Raw genomic sequence first — 20,163 nt, forward strand, 5'->3', positions numbered from 1 at the left:
CGATGTAAGTCGCAGGCGCGGAAGCGGCCGTGCCGGTTCTTGGAGAAGGTGGAATGGTCGGGCACTCGGTCGCCCAGATCGAGCCGGCAGAACCAGCGATAAGCGAGGTTGAGATGCACTTCCTCGCACAGGCGCCGTTCCGAGCGGATGCCGAACAGGTAGCCGACAAGCAGCATCCTGAGCATCAGCTCCGGATCGATCGAGGGTCGACCGCTCGCGCTGTAGCTCGCTGCCAGCGCCTCACGCACGAAGCCGAGGTCCAGCACGCCGTCGATGCGCCGGAGAAGGTGGTCGGCAGGCACATGATCGTCGAGCCGGAAACCGTAGAACAGCGCGCCTTGCGCCACCTGCCGACCCATCATGTCCATACTCCCGCCGCCTGGCAGGAGTGAATCACGCCTTCCTCGTCGTCGCAAGCACGCGTTTTTCAACAGTCTCCTTCTTCATTGATATTCCCCTTAGAACGAACTGCTGCGGCTTTGGAAATCGCTGACGACCTTGTTCGCGTCGAACTTGATCACGAGTGTCATGGCGCGCGACGACTGGCTCGACCGCGACTTCTTGTTGCTGAACCCCAGACCGCCCAGCCCCGCGGCGCCGCCGCCACCACCGCCGCCGAACAGGCCGATCGAAAACCCCGATGTCTTGTCGTAAGACACCGTGGCATGGCGGTCATAGACCCACATTTCCTGTCCGGAACCATCGATAGTGGTAATGTTCGGTCCGCCAAACGCCTCGATGATCTGTGCCTGCGTCGTGGTGCCGACCTTCAGGTTCATCTGCACCATGCCGTGCGTCAGCGTGTTCGGATCATCCTTCGCCAAAGCCCCTGCCGGAACCGTCGCCGCAAATGCCGCAGCCAGAATGATTGCTCGAATCATAGATCCCCCCGTAATATCTCGCGCTTATCACTGTTGTTTGTGCGCGAGAAGGCGGGGCCGGAGGCAATAGATCGATATCTGATGTATTGTGACGAAGCGAAGTATTAGAATAGCCAGATCTAGTCGGAGATCGTGCCGTCAGCGGAGGCGTGGTGGCCGCCGCTGACGGCGATCCGGCGTCAGGCGTGCGCCGGCTTGGCGTGAACGATCGCGGTCGCTGCGGACATCAGAATCGCGTCCTCGACGAACCCGGTGCTCGTCTGCCCCCAGCGTTCCATCGCCCATTTGCGGGCGGCGAGGCCACCATAGGACGACAGGATCGCCGCGCCGATCCCGAGCGCTGCGCCCGTCAGCTGACGCTTTGGCGGGGCGAGCGCCGCGCCGGCAAAGCCGCCCGTGATCGTGCGCGCGAGCAGACCGAGGAACACGGTACGATCGGGCGCGGTCTTCATCTTGTCGCCGGCCATTTCGGCCGCGGCCATCGCCACGCCCCCGGCGGTGATCAGCGGCATCGCCATCAGACGCGCTCCAGCGGTGTCCTCGGGGAGCGTGCCGCGCTGGGCGGCGCCGGCCAGTGCAGCAAGCGGCGTCATCGCACGCTGTCCGGCCACCAGGCCTATCAGAAGGGAACGAAGCATAAGGGGATCCTGTCGGTTGGAGCGATTGTCTGATCGGCCTCGTCAACGGATGACACCGTCAATGCGCTCCATCGCTGCGCGCCGCTCGATCCTGCACCGACCCGGGCATCACCCCGATACGTAGAGCGGCGCCCGCAAACGCGCTTGAACGTCCCCGATTTGCGCATATGCCGGAATGCATTGGAGCGAACGATGAATGATCCGGCGAATACCAAAAGCGCGGCGTGGGACGGGACTCTGGTCAAAACCTGGCTCGAGCGGCGGCTCGCCGCGGCGAAGCTCGACCAGGCGATGGCGGACCGGCGCGGCTACGAGGCGCAGGACGATTATGACAAGGCGGCCGCCGAGGAATGGGCCTGTCGGGCGCTGCAGTTGCCGGACTGCACCGCGGATCAGGCCGGTTTTGCAAAACGGCTCAAGGACCTGATCGCGCAGGACGATTATACCGCAACCGGCATCTATGACGATATCCGGTTCCAGCGCCATGTCCGCAGCCAGCTGCGCAAGATTGCCAAGATCGCCAAGGCGAATGAAGGGTTCGAAAAGACGCTCCGCTACCAGTAAGGCCGAGCCATGGGTGCCGCGCCACCCCGGCTCGCGGGGTACGCCGGCACTAGACCGGCCGCATCCTCACGAGGCCCGTGCCATCGCGCCGCTGCCGACACGCCGCGCCTCGCGCTGCCCGTGCTTCGCCAGGAGCGCGGTCGTCGCATCCCGGTCGACCGCGGGGGAAAATACGAATCCCTGGCCAAGCACGCAGCCGATCGCGCGAAGCTGCGCGATCTGCCGGTCCGACTCGATTCCCTCCGCGACGATGCGGATGCCCATCTTCTTGGCGACACGGATCAGCCCTTCGACGATCGTCGCGCTGACACTGTCGGGTTCGAGATGATCGACGAACGTCTTGTCGATCTTGATCACGTCGACGGGCACCGTCAGAAGATGCGTGAGCGACGCGAAACCGGTCCCGAAATCGTCGAGCGCCACCCGGATGCCGTGGTCGCGGAGTGCGCGGATCGCCTCCTGGATCGCCTGGTCGCCCCGGCCCATATACACGGTCTCGGTGACCTCCAGGATGACATGTTCGAGCGGGACACGGTGGCGTTCGAACGCCGATGCGAGCACGCGCGCAATCGCCCCGCCGCTCAAATCCTCCGACGAGACGTTGATCCCGACATGCTGGACCGCGAGACCCAGATCGAGCCAGGTCCGGATGTCGGCGGCGACAAGCCTCATCATCCGTTCGGTCAGCGCGGTCGAAACCCGCGCATCGCTGGTGGCTTCGTGAAACGCGGCGGCAGAAATGATCCGGTCGTCAATGCGCATCCGGCACAGCGCTTCGAGACCAACGATCTCGCGCGTGTCGAGCCGGAAGATCGGCTGGTAATAGGCCTCGATCCGTCCGTCGCAGAGTGCTGCGCTGACATCGCGGATCGCGTGCAGGCGCCGCGTCATGCTCGAACCCAGCGCCGCCGAATACATCACGAAGCTGCCGCGCGCGGTGTCCTTTGCATGGTACAGCGCGAAATCGGCGTTCTGGCGCACAGGGTCGGTCACGGGATCACCCGCAATATAGACCGCGCCGCCGATGGTCGCGCGCGGCACGACGATCTGTCCGCCGCAATCGGCGGGTCGGCCCAGCGCATCGAGGATCCGCTGCGCGATCGCATCGGGTTCGGCCAGGTCGTCCGCCGACTCCAGGATCAGCGCGAATTCGTCGCCCCCGACCCGAAAGGTCCGCCCGGGCTCCCCCGCCGCCGCGATGCGCTGACCGACGATCCGCAGGACCGCATCACCGGCCGGATGCCCGAACGTGTCGTTGATCACCTTCAGATTGTCGAGATCGAGCACGAACAGCGCCCAGCGCTCGACCGACCGCTCCCGGATATCGGCCAATGCCGCATTGAAGGCCGCCCGGTTGGGCAGTTCCGTCAGCGTGTCGGTAAAGGCACGCCGCTCATGCTCGACGACGCGGTTATGGCGGTCGATGGCGATCAGGCAGAGATGCAGGCAATGCTCGACGAGCACGCGTTCGAACGCCGTCGGACCCCGCGCTTCGCGGTAGTAAAAGGCAAAGGTCGCCACGATAACGCCGTCCGGATTCGATATCGGGCTCGACCAACAGCCGCGCAGACCGAGCGGCGCCACCAGATGCTTGAAATCGGCCCAGCGCGGATCGGTCGCGATATCCGCGACGCTGATGTCGGTGCCGAGATACGCGGCGGTGCCGCACGACCCCGCCAGCGGCCCGATCGCGGTGCCATCGATCGCCTGCGAATACGACTCCGGAAGACTGGGGCCAGCCAGCGGATGCATCCTGCCCGCGCGGTCGACCGTCAGGACCGAACAGATCACGCCGGGCACCAGCTGCTCGACCTGCTCGCATAACGACCGGCAGGTGACGTCCAGACTCTCGCCGCGTGCAATCCTCTTGAGTATCGCGTTCTGGAGTTGCAGCACCACACGCTGGGTATCATCACCGACTGGATAGGATAGATCGGTCATGGAGAAATCATAAGCCATGGATGCATCTGAGAACAATTTCTATTTACTTTTCATGAACATCCCAAACGGCTATAGTTCAGCCCGATTTGGCATGTATCCATTCGTCAACGGACGCGCACCCAGAACTGTATTGCACGAGCCTTCCGGAGTCCGACCGACACGCACGGACTTCACCACCGATTGAAGGTCCTTAGCCAAGGAACATATAGCGAACAATAGGTCTTGTCGCGATCTGGTCCCGCGCCTAGGACGCCGCATGGCTGGCACTCGCCGGCGGCGGAACACACGCGGGCGATGCTGCGCGAGGGGCTTGACGATGACGGACGCAGATCGGTGCTATTTCGAACGGCGAGCCGAGCAGGAAATTGCAATGGCCGCCGCCACCGAAGATCCAAGCGCCTGCGCCCGCCATTACGAACTCGCGAACCTGTATCTGTCGCTCATTTCGGAAACGCCCGTCAGCACGGCCGCCTGACGAGGACATCGGTAGCTACCGTGTAGCCAAGCCGCGGTGGTAACCGACGCTATGCATTGGTTACATTCTCAAGGACCTTGCTACGCGTCGGCACGCAGGCGGTAGCCGACGCCCAGTTCGTTGGCGATCACGCTGCCGACTGGTCCCGGGTGCTCCAGCTTCTGCCGCAGGTTGCGGATGACGATGCGGAGATATTCCACGCGCGGGTCTTCCTCGCCGCCCCAAGCCGCGGCGAGCACGCGCTGATGCGTCACGACGCGGCCGATGTGCCGGGCGAGCACCGCGAGCACGTCATGCTCCTTGCGCGTGAGATGCAGTTCCTCGTCGCCCCGGAACACGACCCGGCGATCGAGATCGATGCTGATATCGCCGGTGCGCACGATCTTGGGCGTGGTTTCGGAAAGCCCATGATGCCGCAGTGCCACCCGCAGCCGGGCCCGCAGTTCCTCGCTGTCGAACGGCTTGGTGATGAAATCATCCGCCCCAAGATCGAGTGCTGTGACCTTCTCGTCGACCGCATCGCGTGCCGACACCACCAGGATCACCGCATCGCCATGCGTCCGCAGCAGCGGGATGAGGCTCAAGCCGTCGCGGTCGGGCAGGCCGAGGTCGAGCAGGACCGCGCTCGGATGCTCGACCGCCGCCTGCTGCAGCGCCTGCCGCCCGTCCTCGGCCTCGACCACGGCATAGCCCGCGCGGGTGAGCGTGTTGCGCAGCAGGCGGCGGATCGCGGCTTCGTCGTCCACCACGAGAATCTTTGCGGGCATTCAGGCGATGCTTTCGGGTTTGAGGTCGCGGACGATGAGCGCGCGGGAGAAGATCAGTGCGAAGGCGGCTCCGCTACCATCGTCGCGGTTCCCGGCCTCGACCGTCATGTCCATCGCCTCCGCGAACGCCTTGACGATCGCGAGGCCGAGACCCGTTCCGCCCACCGCGCGATCGGACCCTTCGAGACGGCGGAACGTCTCGAACACTTCGGTTTCCTTGCCCGGCGGCAGGCCGGGTCCGTGATCCATGACCGCCAGCCGAAGCTCACCGAACCGGTGCCGCCCCTCGATCACGATCTCGGTCCCGGGATCGCCGTAGCGCCCGGCATTGTCGAGCAGGTTGAGCAGGCAATGATGGAGCAGCTGCGGGTCGGTATAGACCAAAGGCAGGTCGGGCGGGACATCGAGCCGGACCGCATGGCCCTCCAGCGCGCGCCGTGCATCGTGCGCCGCGCCCGTCACCGCATCGCTGAGATCGGTCGGTTCGATGTTGAGCTTCAGCGCGCCCGCCTCGACCCGTGCCATGTCGAGCAGATTGGCGACGAAACGATTGAGCCGCGCGGCCTCGGCCTTGATCGTCGCGATCAGGTCGGGCGTCGCGCCATGCTCGAGCTGGTCCGCCGCGGCAATGACCGCGGTCAGCGGCGTGCGCAGGTCATGGCTCACCGACGACAGCAGCGCCGCGCGCAGGCGGTCGCGCGTCCGTACGGTCTCGACGTCGCGCATCTCGACCTCGAGCCGCAGCCGCTCGAGCACCAAGGCGGACTGGTCGAGCAGGCTGCTGAGCAGCGGCAGCTGATCGGCGCGGACCGGGTCGGCTGCGCTGTCCTTGGCCACGCCGAGCACGCCGAGCACATGGCCCCCGGCCTTCAGCGGCTGAAACAGCCACTCCGATGCCGCGAGCGTGCCCGAGCCCTTCCCCGCCGCCATGCCGGTGTCCAGCGCCCAGGTCGCCGCGGCGGTATCCATCGTGCCGAGATGATAGCCGGCATCGCTGGCCGCGAGGATCTCCAGGTTCTTGCCGACCCCGGGCACCAGCAGGACGACCTGTACGTCGAGCAGCCCGCGGACGTCGTCGCAGATCATCTGCGCCGCGACGTCGAGGTCGTTGACGCTCGTGATCTGGCGCAGGAACCCCGCGAGCGTCGCGTTGGTCCGAGCACTCGCCGCGGCCAGATCCGCCTGCGCCCGGACACGTGAGGTCAGCTGGCTCGTCGCGACCGCGATGGCGAGCAGGACGACGACAGAGACCAGATTTTCGGGATTGCTGATGCTCAGCGTACCGACCGGCGGCAGGAAGAAGAAATTGTAGGCAAGGCTGGAGGCGATGCCCGCGTAAAGACCGGTCCGCAGGCCATAGAGGCTGGCGGCGGCCATGACCGGCAACAGGTACAACAGCGCGACGTTGCCGAGATCGAGGATGTGGAACAGGGCGCTGGCGACGCCGGTGACGCTCGCGACGAGTGCGGTCGTAACCACATAGCCGGCGGGCGTACCCCACCGCGCCGGCCGGCGGCGACCACGGTCCCGGCCGCGCGGGTCTGCAGCCACGGGCAGCACATGGACGGTGACGCCCGGGGTATCGCGGATCACCCGGTCGACGACCGAACCGTGCAGAAACTCGAACCACCGCGACCGGTGCGACTTTCCCATGACCAGCTGGGTCGCGCGGGCATCGGCGAGAAAGCCCTGAATACCCGCCACCACATCGGTCGCGGGGACGGTCGCGACGGCTGCACCGAGTTGCGTCGCCAGCGTCATCGCCGCGGCAACGCGCTGATGTTCGGCGTCGGAGAAATTCGCGACGCGCGGGGTTTCGATGAAGAGCGCGGTCCAGGGGCCACGCAGACCGTCGGCGACGCGCTTGGCGGCGCGTACCAGCGTGTCGGCACCGGGCAATTCGTTGATCGCGACGACGATCCGGTCGCTGCCCGCCCAGGTGCCGCCGAGCCCCAGTGCACGGACGTCGTCGAGCATCCGCGCGTCGACCGCCTGTGCCGCGCGGCGGAGCGCCAGTTCGCGCAGCGCTGACAGGTTCGATTTCGAGAAGAAGTGCGACAGCGCCCGCGTCGCCTCGTGCGGCAGATACACCTTGCCGGCGCGCAGCCGCTCGATCAGCTCATCGGGCGGGATGTCGACGACCTCGATCTCGGCCATTTCCAGCACGCTGTCAGGCACCGTCTCGCGCACCCGGACGCGGGTGAAGCTGGCGACGATGTCGTTCAGGCTCTCGACGTGCTGGATGTTGACGGTCGAATAGACGTCGATCCCGGCGACCAGCAGTTCCTCGACGTCCTGATAGCGTTTGGGGTGGCGACTGCCCGGCGCATTGGTGTGTGCGAGCTCGTCGACGAGGACGAGGCGCGGCGCGCGCGCGAGGATCGCATCCAGATCCATCTCCTCCAGCGTGCGGCCCTCATAGGCGATCGCCCGCCTCGCGATGATCTCGTGGCCGCGGGTCAGCGCCTGGGTTTCCGCCCGGTCGTGCGTCTCTACCACGCCGACGACGACGTCGACGCCGTCGCGCCGGCGCGCCGCGCCCTCGGACAGCATCTCGAAGGTCTTGCCGACCCCGGGCGCAGCGCCGAGGAACACCTTGAAACGCCCCCTGCCCTCCTGCGTGGCGGCGCGCAGGAGGGCGTCGGGATCAGGTCTGCCGTCGCCCGACACCGGCATCAGCGCGCGGGCGCGCCGGAGGCTGGCAGAGCGTCGAGCGCGCGATTGAGCGCCAGCACGTTGACGTGCGGCTCCCCGAGGATGGACGCATCCGTTGCATCCGTGACCAAAGCGCGAACCCGCTCGACCGGCACGCCGCGAACGCGCGCGATGCGTGGGGCCTGGGCCAGCGCGGCGGCGGGCGACAGATCGGGATCGAGCCCCGAACCACTGGCGGTGACCAGATCGGCAGGCACCGGACCAGCCACACCCTCGGCACGGCGTTTCGCGACGTCGGGCGTCACGCGATCGACCAGCGCCTGGCTCGCCGGGCCGAGGTTCGACCCCGACGACGCCAGACCGTCATAGCCCTTGCCCGCCGCCGATGGCCGCGTCTGGAAATAGCGATCCGTCGTGAAGGCCTGTCCCACCACGGTCGAGCCAATGACGGTGCCGCGGGCATCGCGCACCAGGCTGCCGTTCGCCTGGTTCGGGAACAGCGTCTGGCCGATACCGGTCATGGCGAGCGGGTAGACGAGCCCGAGAAGGACCGCGAACAGGATCGTCATGACGATCGCCGGCCGCAGCGCGGAGGTGAAATCCTTGCCCATGTCTGTCTTTCCTTATGCGAGACCGAGGCCACCGACCACAAGGTCGATGAGCTTGATGCCGATGAACGGTGCGACGAGGCCACCCAGACCGTACACCGCGAGGTTGCGTGCGAGCAGCGGTCCGGCTGCCATCGGCCTGTAGGCGACGCCGCGCAGCGCGAGCGGGACGAGGCAGGGGATAATGACCGCGTTGAAGATGATCGCCGACAGAATCGCGCTTTCGGGGCTCCCCAGCCGCATCACGTTGAGCACGCCAAGCCCCGGATAGAGCACGACGAACATCGCCGGGATGATCGCGAAGTACTTTGCGACGTCGTTGGCGACCGAGAAGGTCGTCAGCGCCCCGCGCGTCATCAGCAACTGCTTGCCGAGGCCGACGACCTCGATCAGCTTGGTCGGATCGCTGTCGAGATCGACCATGTTGCCCGCTTCGCGCGCCGCTTGTGTCCCGGTGTTCATCGCGACACCGACATCGGCCTGCGCGAGCGCGGGCGCGTCGTTGGTGCCGTCGCCGCACATCGCGACCAGCCTGCCGCCGGTCTGTTCCTTGCGGATCAGCTCCAGCTTGTCCTCGGGCGTCGCCTGGGCGAGGAAATCGTCCACCCCGGCCTCTGCGGCGATCGCCGCGGCGGTGAGCGGATTGTCGCCGGTGATCATCACCGTGCGAATGCCCATCGCGCGCAGCTCGCCGAACCGTTCGCGGATGCCGGCCTTGACCACGTCCTTGAGGAAGATCGCGCCGAGCAGGCGCCCGTCCTGCGCCACCGCCAGCGGTGTCCCGCCCGCGCGGGCGATCTCGTCGGTGATCCGGCGCAGTTCGGTCGCCGCCGCGGTTTCGCCCGATCCGGCATTGGCGCGCAGGATCGAATCCACCGCGCCCTTCTGGATCAAGGTGTCGGCCATCTTCACCCCCGAAATGCGGGTCTGCGCGGTGAACGGGATGATCTCGGCCCCGGTAGGGAGCGTGGTAGTCGCGACGTTGAACGTCTGGCGCGCGAGCAGCACGATCGATCGGCCTTCCGGCGTTTCGTCGGCAAGGCTGGCGATCAGCGCGGCTTCGGCAAGCTGCTGCGCGCTGGTGCCGGAGACCGCGCGAAACTCGCTCGCCTGCCGGTCGCCGATCGTGATCGTGCCGGTCTTGTCGAGCAACAGGACGTCGATGTCGCCTGCCGCCTCGACCGCGCGTCCCGACTTGGCGAGCACGTTGAAGCGCACCAGCCGGTCCATGCCCGCGATCCCGATCGCCGACAGCAACGCCGCGATCGTCGTCGGGATCAGCGTGATCAGCAACGCCGCCAGCATCGCCACCGGGATCGACCCGCCGGCATAGGACGCGAAGCCCGGGACGGTGCCGACCGCGATCAGGAAGATGATCGTCAGCCCGACGAGCAGCAGCGTCAGCGCGATCTCGTTCGGCGTCTTCTGCCGCTCGGCACCCTCGACCAGCGCGATCATCCGGTCCAGGAAGCCCTTGCCGGGTTCGACCGTCACCTTGACGCGGATCTCGTCCGAGATGACGCGCGTCCCCGCGGTCACCGCCGAGCGGTCGCCGCCCGCCTCGCGGATCACCGGCGCGCTCTCGCCGGTGATCGCCGCCTCATTGACCGAGGCCACGCCCGAAACGACGTCACCGTCGGACGGGATCAGGTCGTTGGTCTCGACCAGCACGATGTCGCCGACCTTGAGCTGGCTGGCGGGCACCGCGTCGAACTCGCGCCCGTCGCCTTTCAACCGTTTGGCGGTCAGTTCCGCCTTGGTCGCGCGCAACGACGCCGCCTGCGCCTTGCCGCGCCCCTCGGCGAGCGCTTCGGCAAAGGTGCCGAACACCACGGTAAGCCACAGCCAGATGACGAGCTGGAGCTTGAAGCCGATCGACAGGTTATCCTGCCCGACCAAGAGCAGGACGGTCATCAGCGCCGCGACCACGCCGGTGACGAACATCACCGGGTTGCGGATCAACTCCCTGGGATTGAGCTTGAGGAACGAGGCCTTGATCGCGGGCACGACGAGGTCGGCCGTGAACAGGCTTTTTGTCTGGGTCTTTGCCATGGTGGCCCCCGATCAGGACAGTTTGCCGCTGATCATCGCAAGATGATCGGCGATGGGACCGAGCGCGAGGCCCGGCAGGAAGGTGAGACCGCCCAGGATTAGGATGATGCCGACCAGCAGCCCCACCCACAGCCCACCCGTCGTGGGGAACGAGCCCGCGCTTTCGGGTGTGTACTTCTTGGCCGCGAGGCTCCCGGCGATGGCGAGCATCGGCACGATGATGAAGAACCGGCCCACCCACATCGCGATGCCCAGCAGCCCGTTGTAATACGGCGTGTTGGCGGTCAGGCCCGCAAAGGCGGAACCGTTGTTCGCGACCGCGCTGGTGAACGCGTAGAGGATCTCCGAGAAACCATGCGGCCCCTTGTTGAGTGGCCCCGCCAGCCCTTGTTGCAGCACCGACGACAACGCGGTCAGACCGAGGATCATCAGCGGCAGCACCGCGATCGCCAGCACCGCGAGCTTCACTTCGCGGCTTTCGATCTTCTTGCCGACATATTCGGGTGTGCGCCCGACCATCAGCCCAGCGACGAACACCGCGAGGATCGCGAACAGCAGGAAGCCGTAAATCCCTGCGCCGACGCCGCCGATCACGACCTCGCCGAGCTGCATGTTGAACAGCGGGATCATCCCGCCGAGCGCGGTGAAGCTGTCGTGCATGCTGTTGACCGCGCCGCACGACGCCGCGGTCGTGACCACCGAGAACAAGGCCGACGCGGCGATCCCGAAGCGGACCTCCTTGCCCTCCATATTGCCGCCCGCGACGCCGAGATGGTGCAGCACCGGGTTGCCCGCGGCTTCCTGCCAATAAGTGACGGTGACGCCCGCGAGGAACAGGATCACCATCGCCGACAGGATCGCCCAGCCCTGCTTGGTGTTGCCGACCGCCTTGCCGAACGTCCAGGTCAGCCCGAAGCCGATCAGGAAGATCGACAGCATCTGGACGAGGTTGGTCAGCGCGGTCGGGTTCTCGAACGGATGCGCGGAGTTCGCGTTGAAGAAGCCGCCACCATTGGTGCCGAGCATCTTGATCGCTTCCTGGCTCGCAACCGGGCCGAGCAGCAGCGACTGTTTCGCGCCCTCGAGCGTCTGGACGTCGACCACGCCCGCCATCGTCTGCGGCACGCCGCTGGCGATCAGGAACAGCGCGTAGACGATCGAGATCGGGAGCAGGACATAGAGCGTGACGCGCGTCATATCCGCCCAGAAATTGCCGATCGCCTTGGATTCACGCCGCGCAAAACCGCGGAACAGCGCGAACGCCAGCGCGATCCCGGTGGCCGCGGACAGGAAATTGTGGATCGTCAGCCCCAGCATCTGGCTGAGGTTCGACATCGTCGATTCCCCGCCATAGCTCTGCCAGTTCGTGTTGGTGGTGAAGCTGATCGCGGTGTTGAACGCGAGGTTCGGGCTGAGCCCGGCCAGCCCCTGCGGGTTCCCCGGCAGCACGCCCTGCAAGCGCAGCACCGCATAGGTAAACGCCATCAACGCAACGTTGAACAGGAGCATATGCAGCGCATAGCGCCGCCAGCCCTGCTCGGCGTCGGGATCGATCCCGGCCAGTTTGTAGAAACCGCGCTCGACCGGGCCGAGCACGATGTGGAGCGGTGTCCGCCGTCCCTCGTACAGCGTGAAAAGCCACGCGCCGACCGGTTTGGTCAGCGCGAGCAGGATGGCGACGAAGCCGAGGATCAGGATCCAGCCCTGGAATGTCATGGTGTCCGCCTCCTTCAGAAGCGTTCGGGGCGGATCAGGACCGCCACCAGGTAGATAAGAAGGCCAAGCGCGGTCAGCGCCGCGAGCCAGAGGTCGAGCGTCATGCGTGCGTCCTCATGCGTTGTCGCAGAGCCGGGCATAAGCGAGCGTCGCCGCCACCAGCCCGACCATGACGAGGATCCAGATCAGGTCGTCCATCTCCACGTCTCCTCAAAAGGCCGCGGTCAGCGACGCGACGATCGTGCCGCCGGCGATGTTGCCGCTGCCGTCCTGTCCCTTGCTGAAACTGGGGCGCAGATAGGTCGCCTCGGCACCCGAAATGTCCGTGTCGATGTAACTGACGTTGAAGGTCAGGCTGTGCCAGGTCGCGTCCGCGCCGAGCGACCAGTCCCAATATTCGCCGGTCGGCGCGACCGCGGTCGCGTTCGGCCCCAGTCCATCCTGCCCCCAGCTGTGCCCGACATGCGCCTTGGCGGTGATCGGTGTGCCGGCGATGGCCAGCGCACCGTCGCCCCACAGGTACAGATTGTCGTCCTTGTCGCCCGGGCTCGTATAGACGCCCGCTACCGCATCCGCGCCGGTCGCATACCATTTGCCGATCGCCTGCTGTTTGGGCGCATAGGCGACGCCCGCGGTCAGCGTTGCGGGACCGGCGGTGCCGGTCAGCTTGGCATAGGGCTCGGCAAAGTCGGTGTTGTCCGCGCCACCCGGATACATGTACCAGGTCAGCCCGGCGTCGAGCGTCGCGTTATCGGCAAGCTTCGCCTTGTAGCCCCCGATCAGGTCGAGCTCCATATTGGCACCGCCGAACGTCCCCCAGCCGGCAAGGTTCGATCCCCAGACGCCGGCATAGAGACCGCTTGCGTGCGACACCGTGATGCCGCCCTGGACGGCCATTTCCCGGTCGGACTGCGACACGCCACGAAACCGATAGTCGGAGGCGATCGTCGCCGAACCGCTGACCGTCAGCGTTGCCGGGGGAGCGGTGTCTGCAGCGGCCTCGGCCTTGTCGCCGGGTGTCGATTGCGCCTGCGCGGTGACGGGAAGAGCGAGGATCGCGACGACCATGGCCGCATGACGGAACTTCATTGATGCACCCCTTGAACGGCGCTCGTCACACGACGATGCCTTCAGGGATGTGCGATTAGGCGCATCGATCGTAGCAATTCGAGATCGATTCCGGGAAATGGCATATAGCGCGCATATAGCTGGCGCATTTTTTACGCTGTGGGCCGATATGCCCGGTGATAAACCGGCGCCAAATTGGCGATGGCGTGCGCGGCCTCGCCGCGGGGGCGATGTGGATCGAGGCACACCAGCAGCTTTGCGAGGCCCGCTTTGCCGCATTGGAAAATGTGATCGGTGACCTGAAGCAGGAGGAAAACGATGGACAGCCAGGGTAGCAATGCGGTCGAGCGCTGCGGTGATCGCGAACTCGTCGTAACGCGGATATTCGATGCACCGCGCAGCACCGTCTATGAGGCGTGGAGCCAGGCCGATCTCTTCCAGCGATGGTGGGTACCGAAGTCCGCCGCGGGCATTTCGCTGGTCTCTTGCGACCTGGACGTCCGCACCGGCGGGACATACCGGCTGGGATTCAGCGCCGGCGGCTCCGATATCATGACCTTCTACGGCCGCTATATCGAGGTGGTACCGAACGACCGCATCGTCTGGACCAATGACGAAGGCGAAGAGGGCGCGATCACGACGGTGACCTTCGAGGACCGCGATGCACAGACGCTGCTGACGTTTCGCGAATTCTATCCGTCCCGGGAGGCGCTCGACGAGGCACTGCACGGCTCGGCCGCGGGATTGCCGGAGCAGCTCGAACAACTCGGCGCATTACTCGCCGGCCAGGATCGATAGCGCGGGTCGGAGACCGCTGCTCTGGGAGTATTTGCTCGCCGGAGCCATGGAGCGTTTGCCAGACCCGCCCGGCTGTCCGCGACGGCATGGATCCCGTGCCTTGGCCAAAGACGAGAAAAGCGCCCCGCATGTCCGTGTGAAAGATCATGGCGGGGCGCTGAGGGTACTCGTCACTGGAGGCGAGAGCCTCGAGTGCTTGATTAGGATCAACTAGTTGATAATGTATGAAGCATCCCGCCCGCTCCGTGTGACACCGTCGATGTCGCGGGCGGGATGCCGAGCTCTTACCGTCTTGGAGCAGTAAGCTCTATGACGAGCGTCTCAAATATGGCCGCGGCGGACAAGCCTCATATCGTCCGCGAATCCCGGATCGAGACAGACAGCGCCCTGTCACGCGCTCTGCCCTCCTTTTCCAACGGCAGCATCACGGTCGCGCGATCGTCCAGCGGCCTTTATCAGGCCGCCGCCATCGTCTTGTGACGCTTCTGCCATCACCGGGCACAGGCAATCGGCGGGCGGCCGTTCATAGGTCGGCAGGCCGCGCGCCTTGCGCAGGCCGATCAGCATATCGACGCTGAGCGGCATCCCGACCTGCCGGCAGATCGCGCTGAGATAGGTCCGGGCATAGGTCGCCCGCGTGTCCGGCGTCCGCGTGATCGCATTGGGTGCCGCGGTGACCACCCGCCAGAACTGGTCGAACGGCGACCGGTCGCCCTCACCCCAGAAATGCAGCAAGGCCAGCGCCAGCCGCAACCCCGGATTTGGCTTCACCGGGTGCGGAAAGCAATCGTCGATCGTCTGGTCGAGCACGCACAGCGCGGTGTAGATCAGCCGCGCACGCGTGGGCGGTTTTGCAGGATCGGACATTGGTCACGCACGGCGCCCGATGCAGCGCCGCGTCACGTGCGTGGAACCCAGATGTCGCGAATCCCGAGCCCGAACTCCCCCGCGCCGAGATACGTGCAGAGCCGCTGGTGATTGTCGCTGGTCAGGGCCGCCGGACGCCCCTCGCTGATGAAGCGCGCCAGATAGCCGGGCGACCGGTCGATCATGCGCGACAAAGCGGAAAGGCTCTCTCCGCGCTCGTCGGCCAGCTGGCGCAACGCCTGCCGCGGATCTGCCGGCACCAGCGCCAGGCGAAGTCGCGCGCCCATTACTGCACCATCCAGTCCAGTTCGGCATCGTCGATCGCCGCGAACGCATCGCCATCCGCCGACATCTCGCGCAGGCGCTTGCGGACGGCTTCCGGGTCGCCGTCCTTCGGAAACTGACGATCGGCGCGTGCCGCATCCGCGACCGGATCGATCCAGTCGCCGCGATCGCGCTGTTTCAGCAGCCACCTGCCGAATGTTTCACGCGTCGTTTCAACCCCGTCATCGTCCCTGTCCATCACCTGATCCTCCTGCCGACTCGATGACGGCACTTCTATCCTGTTCGTGTTTCGTTCTCAATGGGCTTGGCCGTTCATGTGCGATCCGTCAGCTCCGGGGTGGAGGAATCGACGCGCTGACTAAGGGGTTTCCCTTAGGTCGCCGGCAACAGGCCGGAAACCAGTCCACCGGCACAAGCAGCGTTCACTGCCATTTCCGGGACGGCGCTCATGTGGTCGAAGCAAATCAACGCGAACAGCGAATCGGCGATGTTCCCAGCGGCCCCCGATCTGGTGATCGTGTTCGGCCCGACCGACCGCCTTGCCGATCGCACGCTCATCGACCGTCTCGCGCACCGCTACGACACCGCGATGATCGTCGGCTGCAGTTCGGGGACGATGGTCGAAGGTGATCGGCTCGACGACGACGGGGTCGTCATCCTCGGCATGGGATTCGACCGGACCGAGTTGCGGCTCGCGGTCCAGCCGCTGCCGTCGTCCGACCTGTCGTTCGCGGCAGGCGCCGCGCTTGGCAAGGAGCTTGCGGCTGACGGGCTGGCGGGCATATTCGTCCTGTCGAACGGCCTGAACGTCAATGGCAGCGCCCTCGTCGCCGGTCTGCGCACGGTGATCGGCGATCGCGTCGCGCTGAGCGGCGGGCTGGCAGGCGATGGCGCGCGGTTTGCGGACACGCGGATCCTGGCACGCGGCGAACACCACGCAGACGTCGTCGCCGCCATCGGCTTCTACGGCGACCATGTCCGGTTCGCGCATGGCAGCGCGGGCGGCTGGCAGCCGTTCGGCCCCGTACGCACAATCAACGATGCGGCGGGATCGACACTGCGCGGACTCGACCATGAGCCGGCTCTCGCGCTGTACGAGCGCTATCTCGGTGAGGAGGCGGTGGATCTGCCTGCATCGGGGCTGCTCTATCCGCTCGAGATCTGGGATCCCGCCCACCCCGATGTTCGCGTCGTGCGCACATTGCTCGCCATCGACCGTGACGCCGGGACGCTGACCTTTGCCGGCGACATGCCGCAGGGGTGGAAGGCACGGCTGATGCGCGGGATGTTCGACGAGCTGATCAACGGCGCGTCGACCGCGGCGCACCATGCGCTCGACCAGACCGCCGCATGGGGAACGTCACCCTCTGCGTGCCTCGCGATCAGTTGTGTCGGGCGGCGGCTGCTGATGGGCCAGCGTACCGAAGAGGAAATCGCCGCGGTCGCCGCCGCGCTCGGCCCAGGCATCGCGCTGGCGGGCTTCTATTCCTATGGCGAGATCGCGCCGCAAAATCAGACCGCGGTGCCGTGCCTCCACAATCAGACGATGACGATCACGCTGATCGGGGAATGTGCGTGAAGCCCCCGCCCCCGCCATCGCCCCCGATCACTACCGAGCCGCCGGTGCTCCACCGGATCGCGGCACGCCAGGCGGAGCGCGCGCGACGGCCCGACGGCGGGATCGACACGGATCGCCTGCTCGCGCTGGTGTCGGCGACCTATGCCGAAACCGATGTCGACCGGCGGCGATCGGATCGCGCGAACCGCCTGATGGCGCAGGAACTGGAGGTCGCGCTGGCGGAAAGCGCGCTTCAGAATTTGCGGTTCAAGGCCGCGCTCGACAACATGAACCAGGGGCTCGCGTTGTTCGATGCGTCCCGGCGGCTGGTGCTGACCAATCAGCGGTTCCTCGACATCTACGGGCTCGATCATGCCGTCCCGGGCCTGACGCTCGACCAGCTGCTCAGCAACAGTCCCTGTCTGTCGGTCAGCACGGCTGACGAGCATCGCCGACTGGTCGAGGAATATGACGGCGCGGCCTCCGCCTATGGCGCGAGGATCGAACAGCGCTGGCCGGATGGACGGACCATCACGATCGAGCGCACCCGGCTGGTCGATGGCGGATTTCTCGACACCGTTGCCGACGTCACCGAAGCGCGCAACGCGTCCGCGCGCCTCGCGCATCTGGCGCGGCACGATGCCCTGACCGATCTTCCCAACCGAACCATGCTGCGCGAACGGCTCGACGAGATGATGCGCAACGCCCGAAGCGGCGATCGTTGCGCGATGCTGTGTCTCGACCTCGACCGGTTCAAGCTCGTCAACGACACGCTCGGCCACCCGGTCGGCGACGCGCTGCTCGTCGCGGTAGCATCGCGCCTCGTCACGCTGGTCCGTCATCATGACGTCGTGACCCGGCTGGGTGGCGACGAATTTTCGGTCCTCGTCCAGCATGTCACGTCGGACCATGCGATCGAGCAACTGTGCCGCCGCATCATCGAGGCACTGACGCAACCCTTCGAGATTGGTGGTCACCATATCCAGATCGGCGCGAGCATCGGCGTCACCATGGTCGAGGTCGACGCGCTCGACCCCAACGTGATGCTCCGCGATGCCGATCTCGCACTGTACAGCGCCAAGGCGGGCGGGCGCGGCAATTATTGTTTCTACACGCCCGATATGCACGTCTTCGCAACCCGCCGGCGCGAGCTCGAGATCGAACTGCGCCGTGCACTGAAGTCGGAAGAGTTCGAGGTTCACTACCAGCCGCAGGTCGCGATCGGCACGCATGCGGTGGTCGGCTTTGAGGCACTCGCACGCTGGTATCATCCCGAGCGCGGCATCATCCCCCCGAACGAATTCATCAGCGTGTGCGAGGAAATTGGGCTGATCGGCGCGGTCGGCGAATTCGTCCTGACCCGCGCCTGCCGGGATGCGGCATGCTGGCCGGACAGCGTCAAGATTGCGGTCAATCTCTCGGCGTTGCAGTTCAAGTCGGGGACGCTGCCGGCGGTCGTTGCACACGCGCTGCGTGTCAGCGGCCTCGATCCGCGCCGCCTCGAACTGGAAATCACCGAAAGCGCGATGCTCGACGACACGGCAAGCGTCCTCAGGCAGTTGCGTGACATCAAGCAACTCGGCGTACTCATCTCGCTCGACGATTTCGGCACGGGCTATTCGTCGCTCAGCCATATCCGCAATTTCCCGTTCGACCGGGTCAAGATCGATCAGTCGTTCGTCCGCGATCTCGGCACCAACAGCGACAGCCTGGCGATCGTGCGTGCGGTGACGGGGCTCTGCGGGAGCCTCGGGATCCTGTCGACCGCCGAGGGGGTCGAGACGCTCGATCAGCTGAATATCCTGGTCGCAGAGAAGTGCGACAGCGCGCAGGGCTATTATTTCAGCCGCCCCGTGCCGTTCGTCGAAACGCTTCCCTTCGTCTCTCGCATGCACGCGCTTCAGTCACAGGCCGCCTGAGCCGGGTGCGCGGATCGGACGCGGCTGGCCGTTGCTCACGGCAACGCCAGTCCTCGGGGATCCGCAGGAGCCGCGATGAGGCTGACCGTCAGCGACGTGAAAATTCGGCTATCAGCCGCAGCCCGACCACGAACGCCGACCGGCGGCCTGCGCCGGCATAGGCGCGGCGAACATATTGCACGTCGGGCTGGACCGCGAGGAAGGGCGCCGCCCGATCCTGATAGGTGATCTCGATCCCCGTCTCCGCGGCGTCGGCGTGATCGCCGGCATCGCGCACCGTCTGACGCAGAGCCTGCGATAACAGGCCCTGCGCGACGCCGATCGAGAATTGCCCGTCGGGCCGTCCGGGAACGAGGCCGCGTGCGAGTAGCCCGGTTTGAAAACCGCCGCGAAACGGCGTCGTCTTCCCGTCCGATATGCCCGCGCGCAGGAACAGATCGATGCCCCGGCCGTCGTCACCGACCAGCCGCTGATCGACCAGCAAATAGGCGCCGTTCGCCGTCCGTTTGACCGGATTTCCGTTGCCGTCGCACGCTCGCATGTCGTCCTGCTGCCGTGTGTAGCGCCACGCACCGAACGCCAGCTTGCCGTTGGCGCGTGTCCCCGCCTCCGCGATCAGAAGCGCGCCATCGTGCATTCCGAGGTCGATCCCCGTCGTATCGCCCAACACCCCTGCCCGCGCATTCACGACGGCGGCATGGAAATAGCCGGATGTGCCGATCGACGTCTTCAGTCGCATCGTCAGCGCGGTCGAGGGGAAGATCGAGGGCCCGTTGGGCCCCGTCGCCGCCAGTTCCGAGCCGATGCCGAACGCCGGCGCGACCAGCATGCCCGCGGAGTCATTCTGGTAGAAGTCGACGTTCAGATCGGACAGCCCGACGAGCAGCGCGACGCGACCACCCGCAAGATCCTGCTCGACCCACGCCTCGTACAGCTTCACGCGGCCGTCAGCGACCTCGATATTGTCGACGCCCTGCACCGTCCCCGCCAGCGCATTGATTGATCCCCCCTGATTGCTGAGTACATGGAGATGCGCGCGCGCGCCGCGCCAGCCGGCCAGCCGGTCGAGGTCGCCATCGGCCGTGATCTCGAGATTGTCGAGCACCCGCGCCCCCCGCGCGTCGCCGCCAGCGACGTTGCCCATGAGATCGACGACATAGCGCCCCGTAATCGCGACGGCACGTAGCGCGGGTTCTTGCGCGGCTTCTGGCAGCCCAGACTGCCCCCAGGCAGGTAACGTCCAGGCCGCGGACAGTAATAGGGCGGGTCCGACCAGTCGAGGCACCGTCATAATATCCACGCGCCACCTCCGAGCACTGCATTCCCGCCTATTATAGAAATCGAAACGTGTCCCAGTACGGAACAGGCCAG

At 66.0% G+C, this 20,163-nt stretch carries 21 protein-coding genes; 6 read left to right on the plus strand and 15 right to left on the minus strand.

The annotated features are described in order from the left end of the window. The 3 genes from FHY04_RS12695 to FHY04_RS12705 all read right to left on the minus strand — a co-directional run. Positions 1-362: transposase (locus FHY04_RS12695; RefSeq protein WP_183936703.1), on the minus strand; the 362-nt coding region annotated here is incomplete at its 3' end. Between the two features lie 96 nt (positions 363-458). Continuing rightward, positions 459-881 (minus strand): hypothetical protein, encoded by a 423-nt coding sequence (locus tag FHY04_RS12700; protein ID WP_244649106.1) that lies wholly within the window; start codon positions 879-881, stop codon positions 459-461. 179 nt (positions 882-1,060) lie between these two features. Then, positions 1,061-1,519, minus strand: a complete 459-nt coding sequence (locus FHY04_RS12705; protein WP_183936704.1) for a DUF4126 domain-containing protein — start codon at positions 1,517-1,519, stop codon at positions 1,061-1,063. A 192-nt stretch (positions 1,520-1,711) separates the two neighbouring features. Here FHY04_RS12705 and FHY04_RS12710 point away from each other — a divergent pair, with 192 nt between their 5' ends. Continuing rightward, positions 1,712-2,083 carry a hypothetical protein gene (locus tag FHY04_RS12710; protein ID WP_183936705.1) on the plus strand — a complete coding sequence of 124 codons (372 nt, stop codon included), beginning with the start codon at positions 1,712-1,714 and terminating at the stop codon, positions 2,081-2,083. A 66-nt stretch (positions 2,084-2,149) separates the two neighbouring features. On the opposite strand, the gene FHY04_RS12715 is transcribed toward FHY04_RS12710, so the two are convergent. Next, entirely contained in the window at positions 2,150-4,024 is a 1,875-nt protein-coding gene (locus FHY04_RS12715) for a GGDEF domain-containing protein (RefSeq protein WP_221211777.1), read from the minus strand. Positions 4,025-4,340: 316 nt separating this feature from the next. On the opposite strand from FHY04_RS12715, the gene FHY04_RS12720 reads away from it, so the two are divergent. After that, a complete protein-coding gene (locus FHY04_RS12720) occupies positions 4,341-4,499 on the plus strand; it encodes a hypothetical protein (protein ID WP_156363512.1) in 159 nt (52 codons plus the stop codon). A gap of 80 nt (positions 4,500-4,579) precedes the next feature. Here FHY04_RS12720 and FHY04_RS12725 read toward each other — a convergent pair whose 3' ends face one another. The 7 genes from FHY04_RS12725 to FHY04_RS12755 all read right to left on the minus strand — a co-directional run bounded on the left by FHY04_RS12725 (position 4,580) and on the right by FHY04_RS12755 (position 13,386). Next, positions 4,580-5,266 carry a response regulator transcription factor gene (locus FHY04_RS12725; RefSeq protein WP_183936706.1) on the minus strand — a complete coding sequence of 229 codons (687 nt, stop codon included), beginning with the start codon at positions 5,264-5,266 and terminating at the stop codon, positions 4,580-4,582. Further along, entirely contained in the window at positions 5,267-7,942 is a 2,676-nt protein-coding gene (locus FHY04_RS12730; RefSeq protein ID WP_183936707.1) for a sensor histidine kinase KdpD, read from the minus strand. It lies immediately after the preceding gene. Continuing rightward, positions 7,942-8,532: a potassium-transporting ATPase subunit KdpC gene (gene kdpC / locus FHY04_RS12735; protein WP_183936708.1), complete on the minus strand. Its 591-nt coding sequence runs from the start codon at positions 8,530-8,532 to the stop codon at positions 7,942-7,944. Before kdpC ends, FHY04_RS12730 begins: the two co-directional genes overlap by 1 nt. A gap of 12 nt (positions 8,533-8,544) precedes the next feature. Beyond that, positions 8,545-10,581 carry a potassium-transporting ATPase subunit KdpB gene (kdpB, locus tag FHY04_RS12740; protein ID WP_183936709.1) on the minus strand — a complete coding sequence of 679 codons (2,037 nt, stop codon included), beginning with the start codon at positions 10,579-10,581 and terminating at the stop codon, positions 8,545-8,547. Positions 10,582-10,593: 12 nt separating this feature from the next. Continuing rightward, complete coding sequence (kdpA, locus tag FHY04_RS12745; RefSeq protein ID WP_183936710.1) at positions 10,594-12,297, minus strand: potassium-transporting ATPase subunit KdpA; 1,704 nt, start codon at positions 12,295-12,297, stop codon at positions 10,594-10,596. Between the two features lie 14 nt (positions 12,298-12,311). Continuing rightward, entirely contained in the window at positions 12,312-12,401 is a 90-nt protein-coding gene (gene kdpF / locus FHY04_RS12750) for a K(+)-transporting ATPase subunit F (RefSeq protein WP_022685962.1), read from the minus strand. A gap of 106 nt (positions 12,402-12,507) precedes the next feature. Next, positions 12,508-13,386: a TorF family putative porin gene (locus FHY04_RS12755; RefSeq protein ID WP_107931755.1), complete on the minus strand. Its 879-nt coding sequence runs from the start codon at positions 13,384-13,386 to the stop codon at positions 12,508-12,510. 185 nt (positions 13,387-13,571) lie between these two features. Here FHY04_RS12755 and FHY04_RS22620 point away from each other — a divergent pair, with 185 nt between their 5' ends. Next, a complete protein-coding gene (locus tag FHY04_RS22620; protein WP_260171511.1) occupies positions 13,572-13,700 on the plus strand; it encodes a hypothetical protein in 129 nt (42 codons plus the stop codon). Continuing rightward, positions 13,684-14,163, plus strand: a complete 480-nt coding sequence (locus FHY04_RS12760; RefSeq protein ID WP_183936711.1) for an SRPBCC domain-containing protein — start codon at positions 13,684-13,686, stop codon at positions 14,161-14,163. The genes FHY04_RS22620 and FHY04_RS12760 overlap by 17 nt, the downstream gene beginning before the upstream one ends. A 390-nt stretch (positions 14,164-14,553) precedes the next feature. Here the strand turns inward: FHY04_RS12760 and FHY04_RS12765 are convergent, their stop codons facing one another. The 3 genes from FHY04_RS12765 to FHY04_RS12775 are packed head-to-tail and all read right to left on the minus strand — an operon-like array spanning position 14,554 to position 15,553. Next, the gene (locus FHY04_RS12765) at positions 14,554-15,030 is read right to left on the minus strand and encodes a hypothetical protein (RefSeq protein WP_183936712.1); all 477 of its coding nucleotides are present in this window, start codon (positions 15,028-15,030) and stop codon (positions 14,554-14,556) included. Between the two features lie 32 nt (positions 15,031-15,062). Then, on the minus strand, positions 15,063-15,317 hold the full coding sequence (locus FHY04_RS12770; protein WP_051916617.1) for a hypothetical protein: 255 nt from the start codon (positions 15,315-15,317) through the stop codon (positions 15,063-15,065). Continuing rightward, entirely contained in the window at positions 15,317-15,553 is a 237-nt protein-coding gene (locus FHY04_RS12775) for a hypothetical protein (protein ID WP_159511601.1), read from the minus strand. The genes FHY04_RS12770 and FHY04_RS12775 overlap by 1 nt, the downstream gene beginning before the upstream one ends. 210 nt (positions 15,554-15,763) lie before the next feature. On the opposite strand from FHY04_RS12775, the gene FHY04_RS12780 reads away from it, so the two are divergent. Next, a complete protein-coding gene (locus FHY04_RS12780) occupies positions 15,764-16,894 on the plus strand; it encodes an FIST signal transduction protein (protein WP_221211778.1) in 1,131 nt (376 codons plus the stop codon). Beyond that, positions 16,891-18,792, plus strand: coding sequence for an EAL domain-containing protein (locus tag FHY04_RS12785; protein WP_183936714.1), 1,902 nt, complete (start codon positions 16,891-16,893; stop codon positions 18,790-18,792). The genes FHY04_RS12780 and FHY04_RS12785 overlap by 4 nt, the downstream gene beginning before the upstream one ends. 88 nt (positions 18,793-18,880) lie before the next feature. Here FHY04_RS12785 and FHY04_RS12790 read toward each other — a convergent pair whose 3' ends face one another. After that, positions 18,881-20,083: a carbohydrate porin gene (locus FHY04_RS12790; RefSeq protein WP_221211790.1), complete on the minus strand. Its 1,203-nt coding sequence runs from the start codon at positions 20,081-20,083 to the stop codon at positions 18,881-18,883. Between the last annotated feature and the right edge of the window lie 80 nt (positions 20,084-20,163).

This window comes from Sphingomonas sp. BK481 (assembly GCF_014194875.1).
Classification (GTDB): domain Bacteria; phylum Pseudomonadota; class Alphaproteobacteria; order Sphingomonadales; family Sphingomonadaceae; genus Sphingomonas; species Sphingomonas aerolata.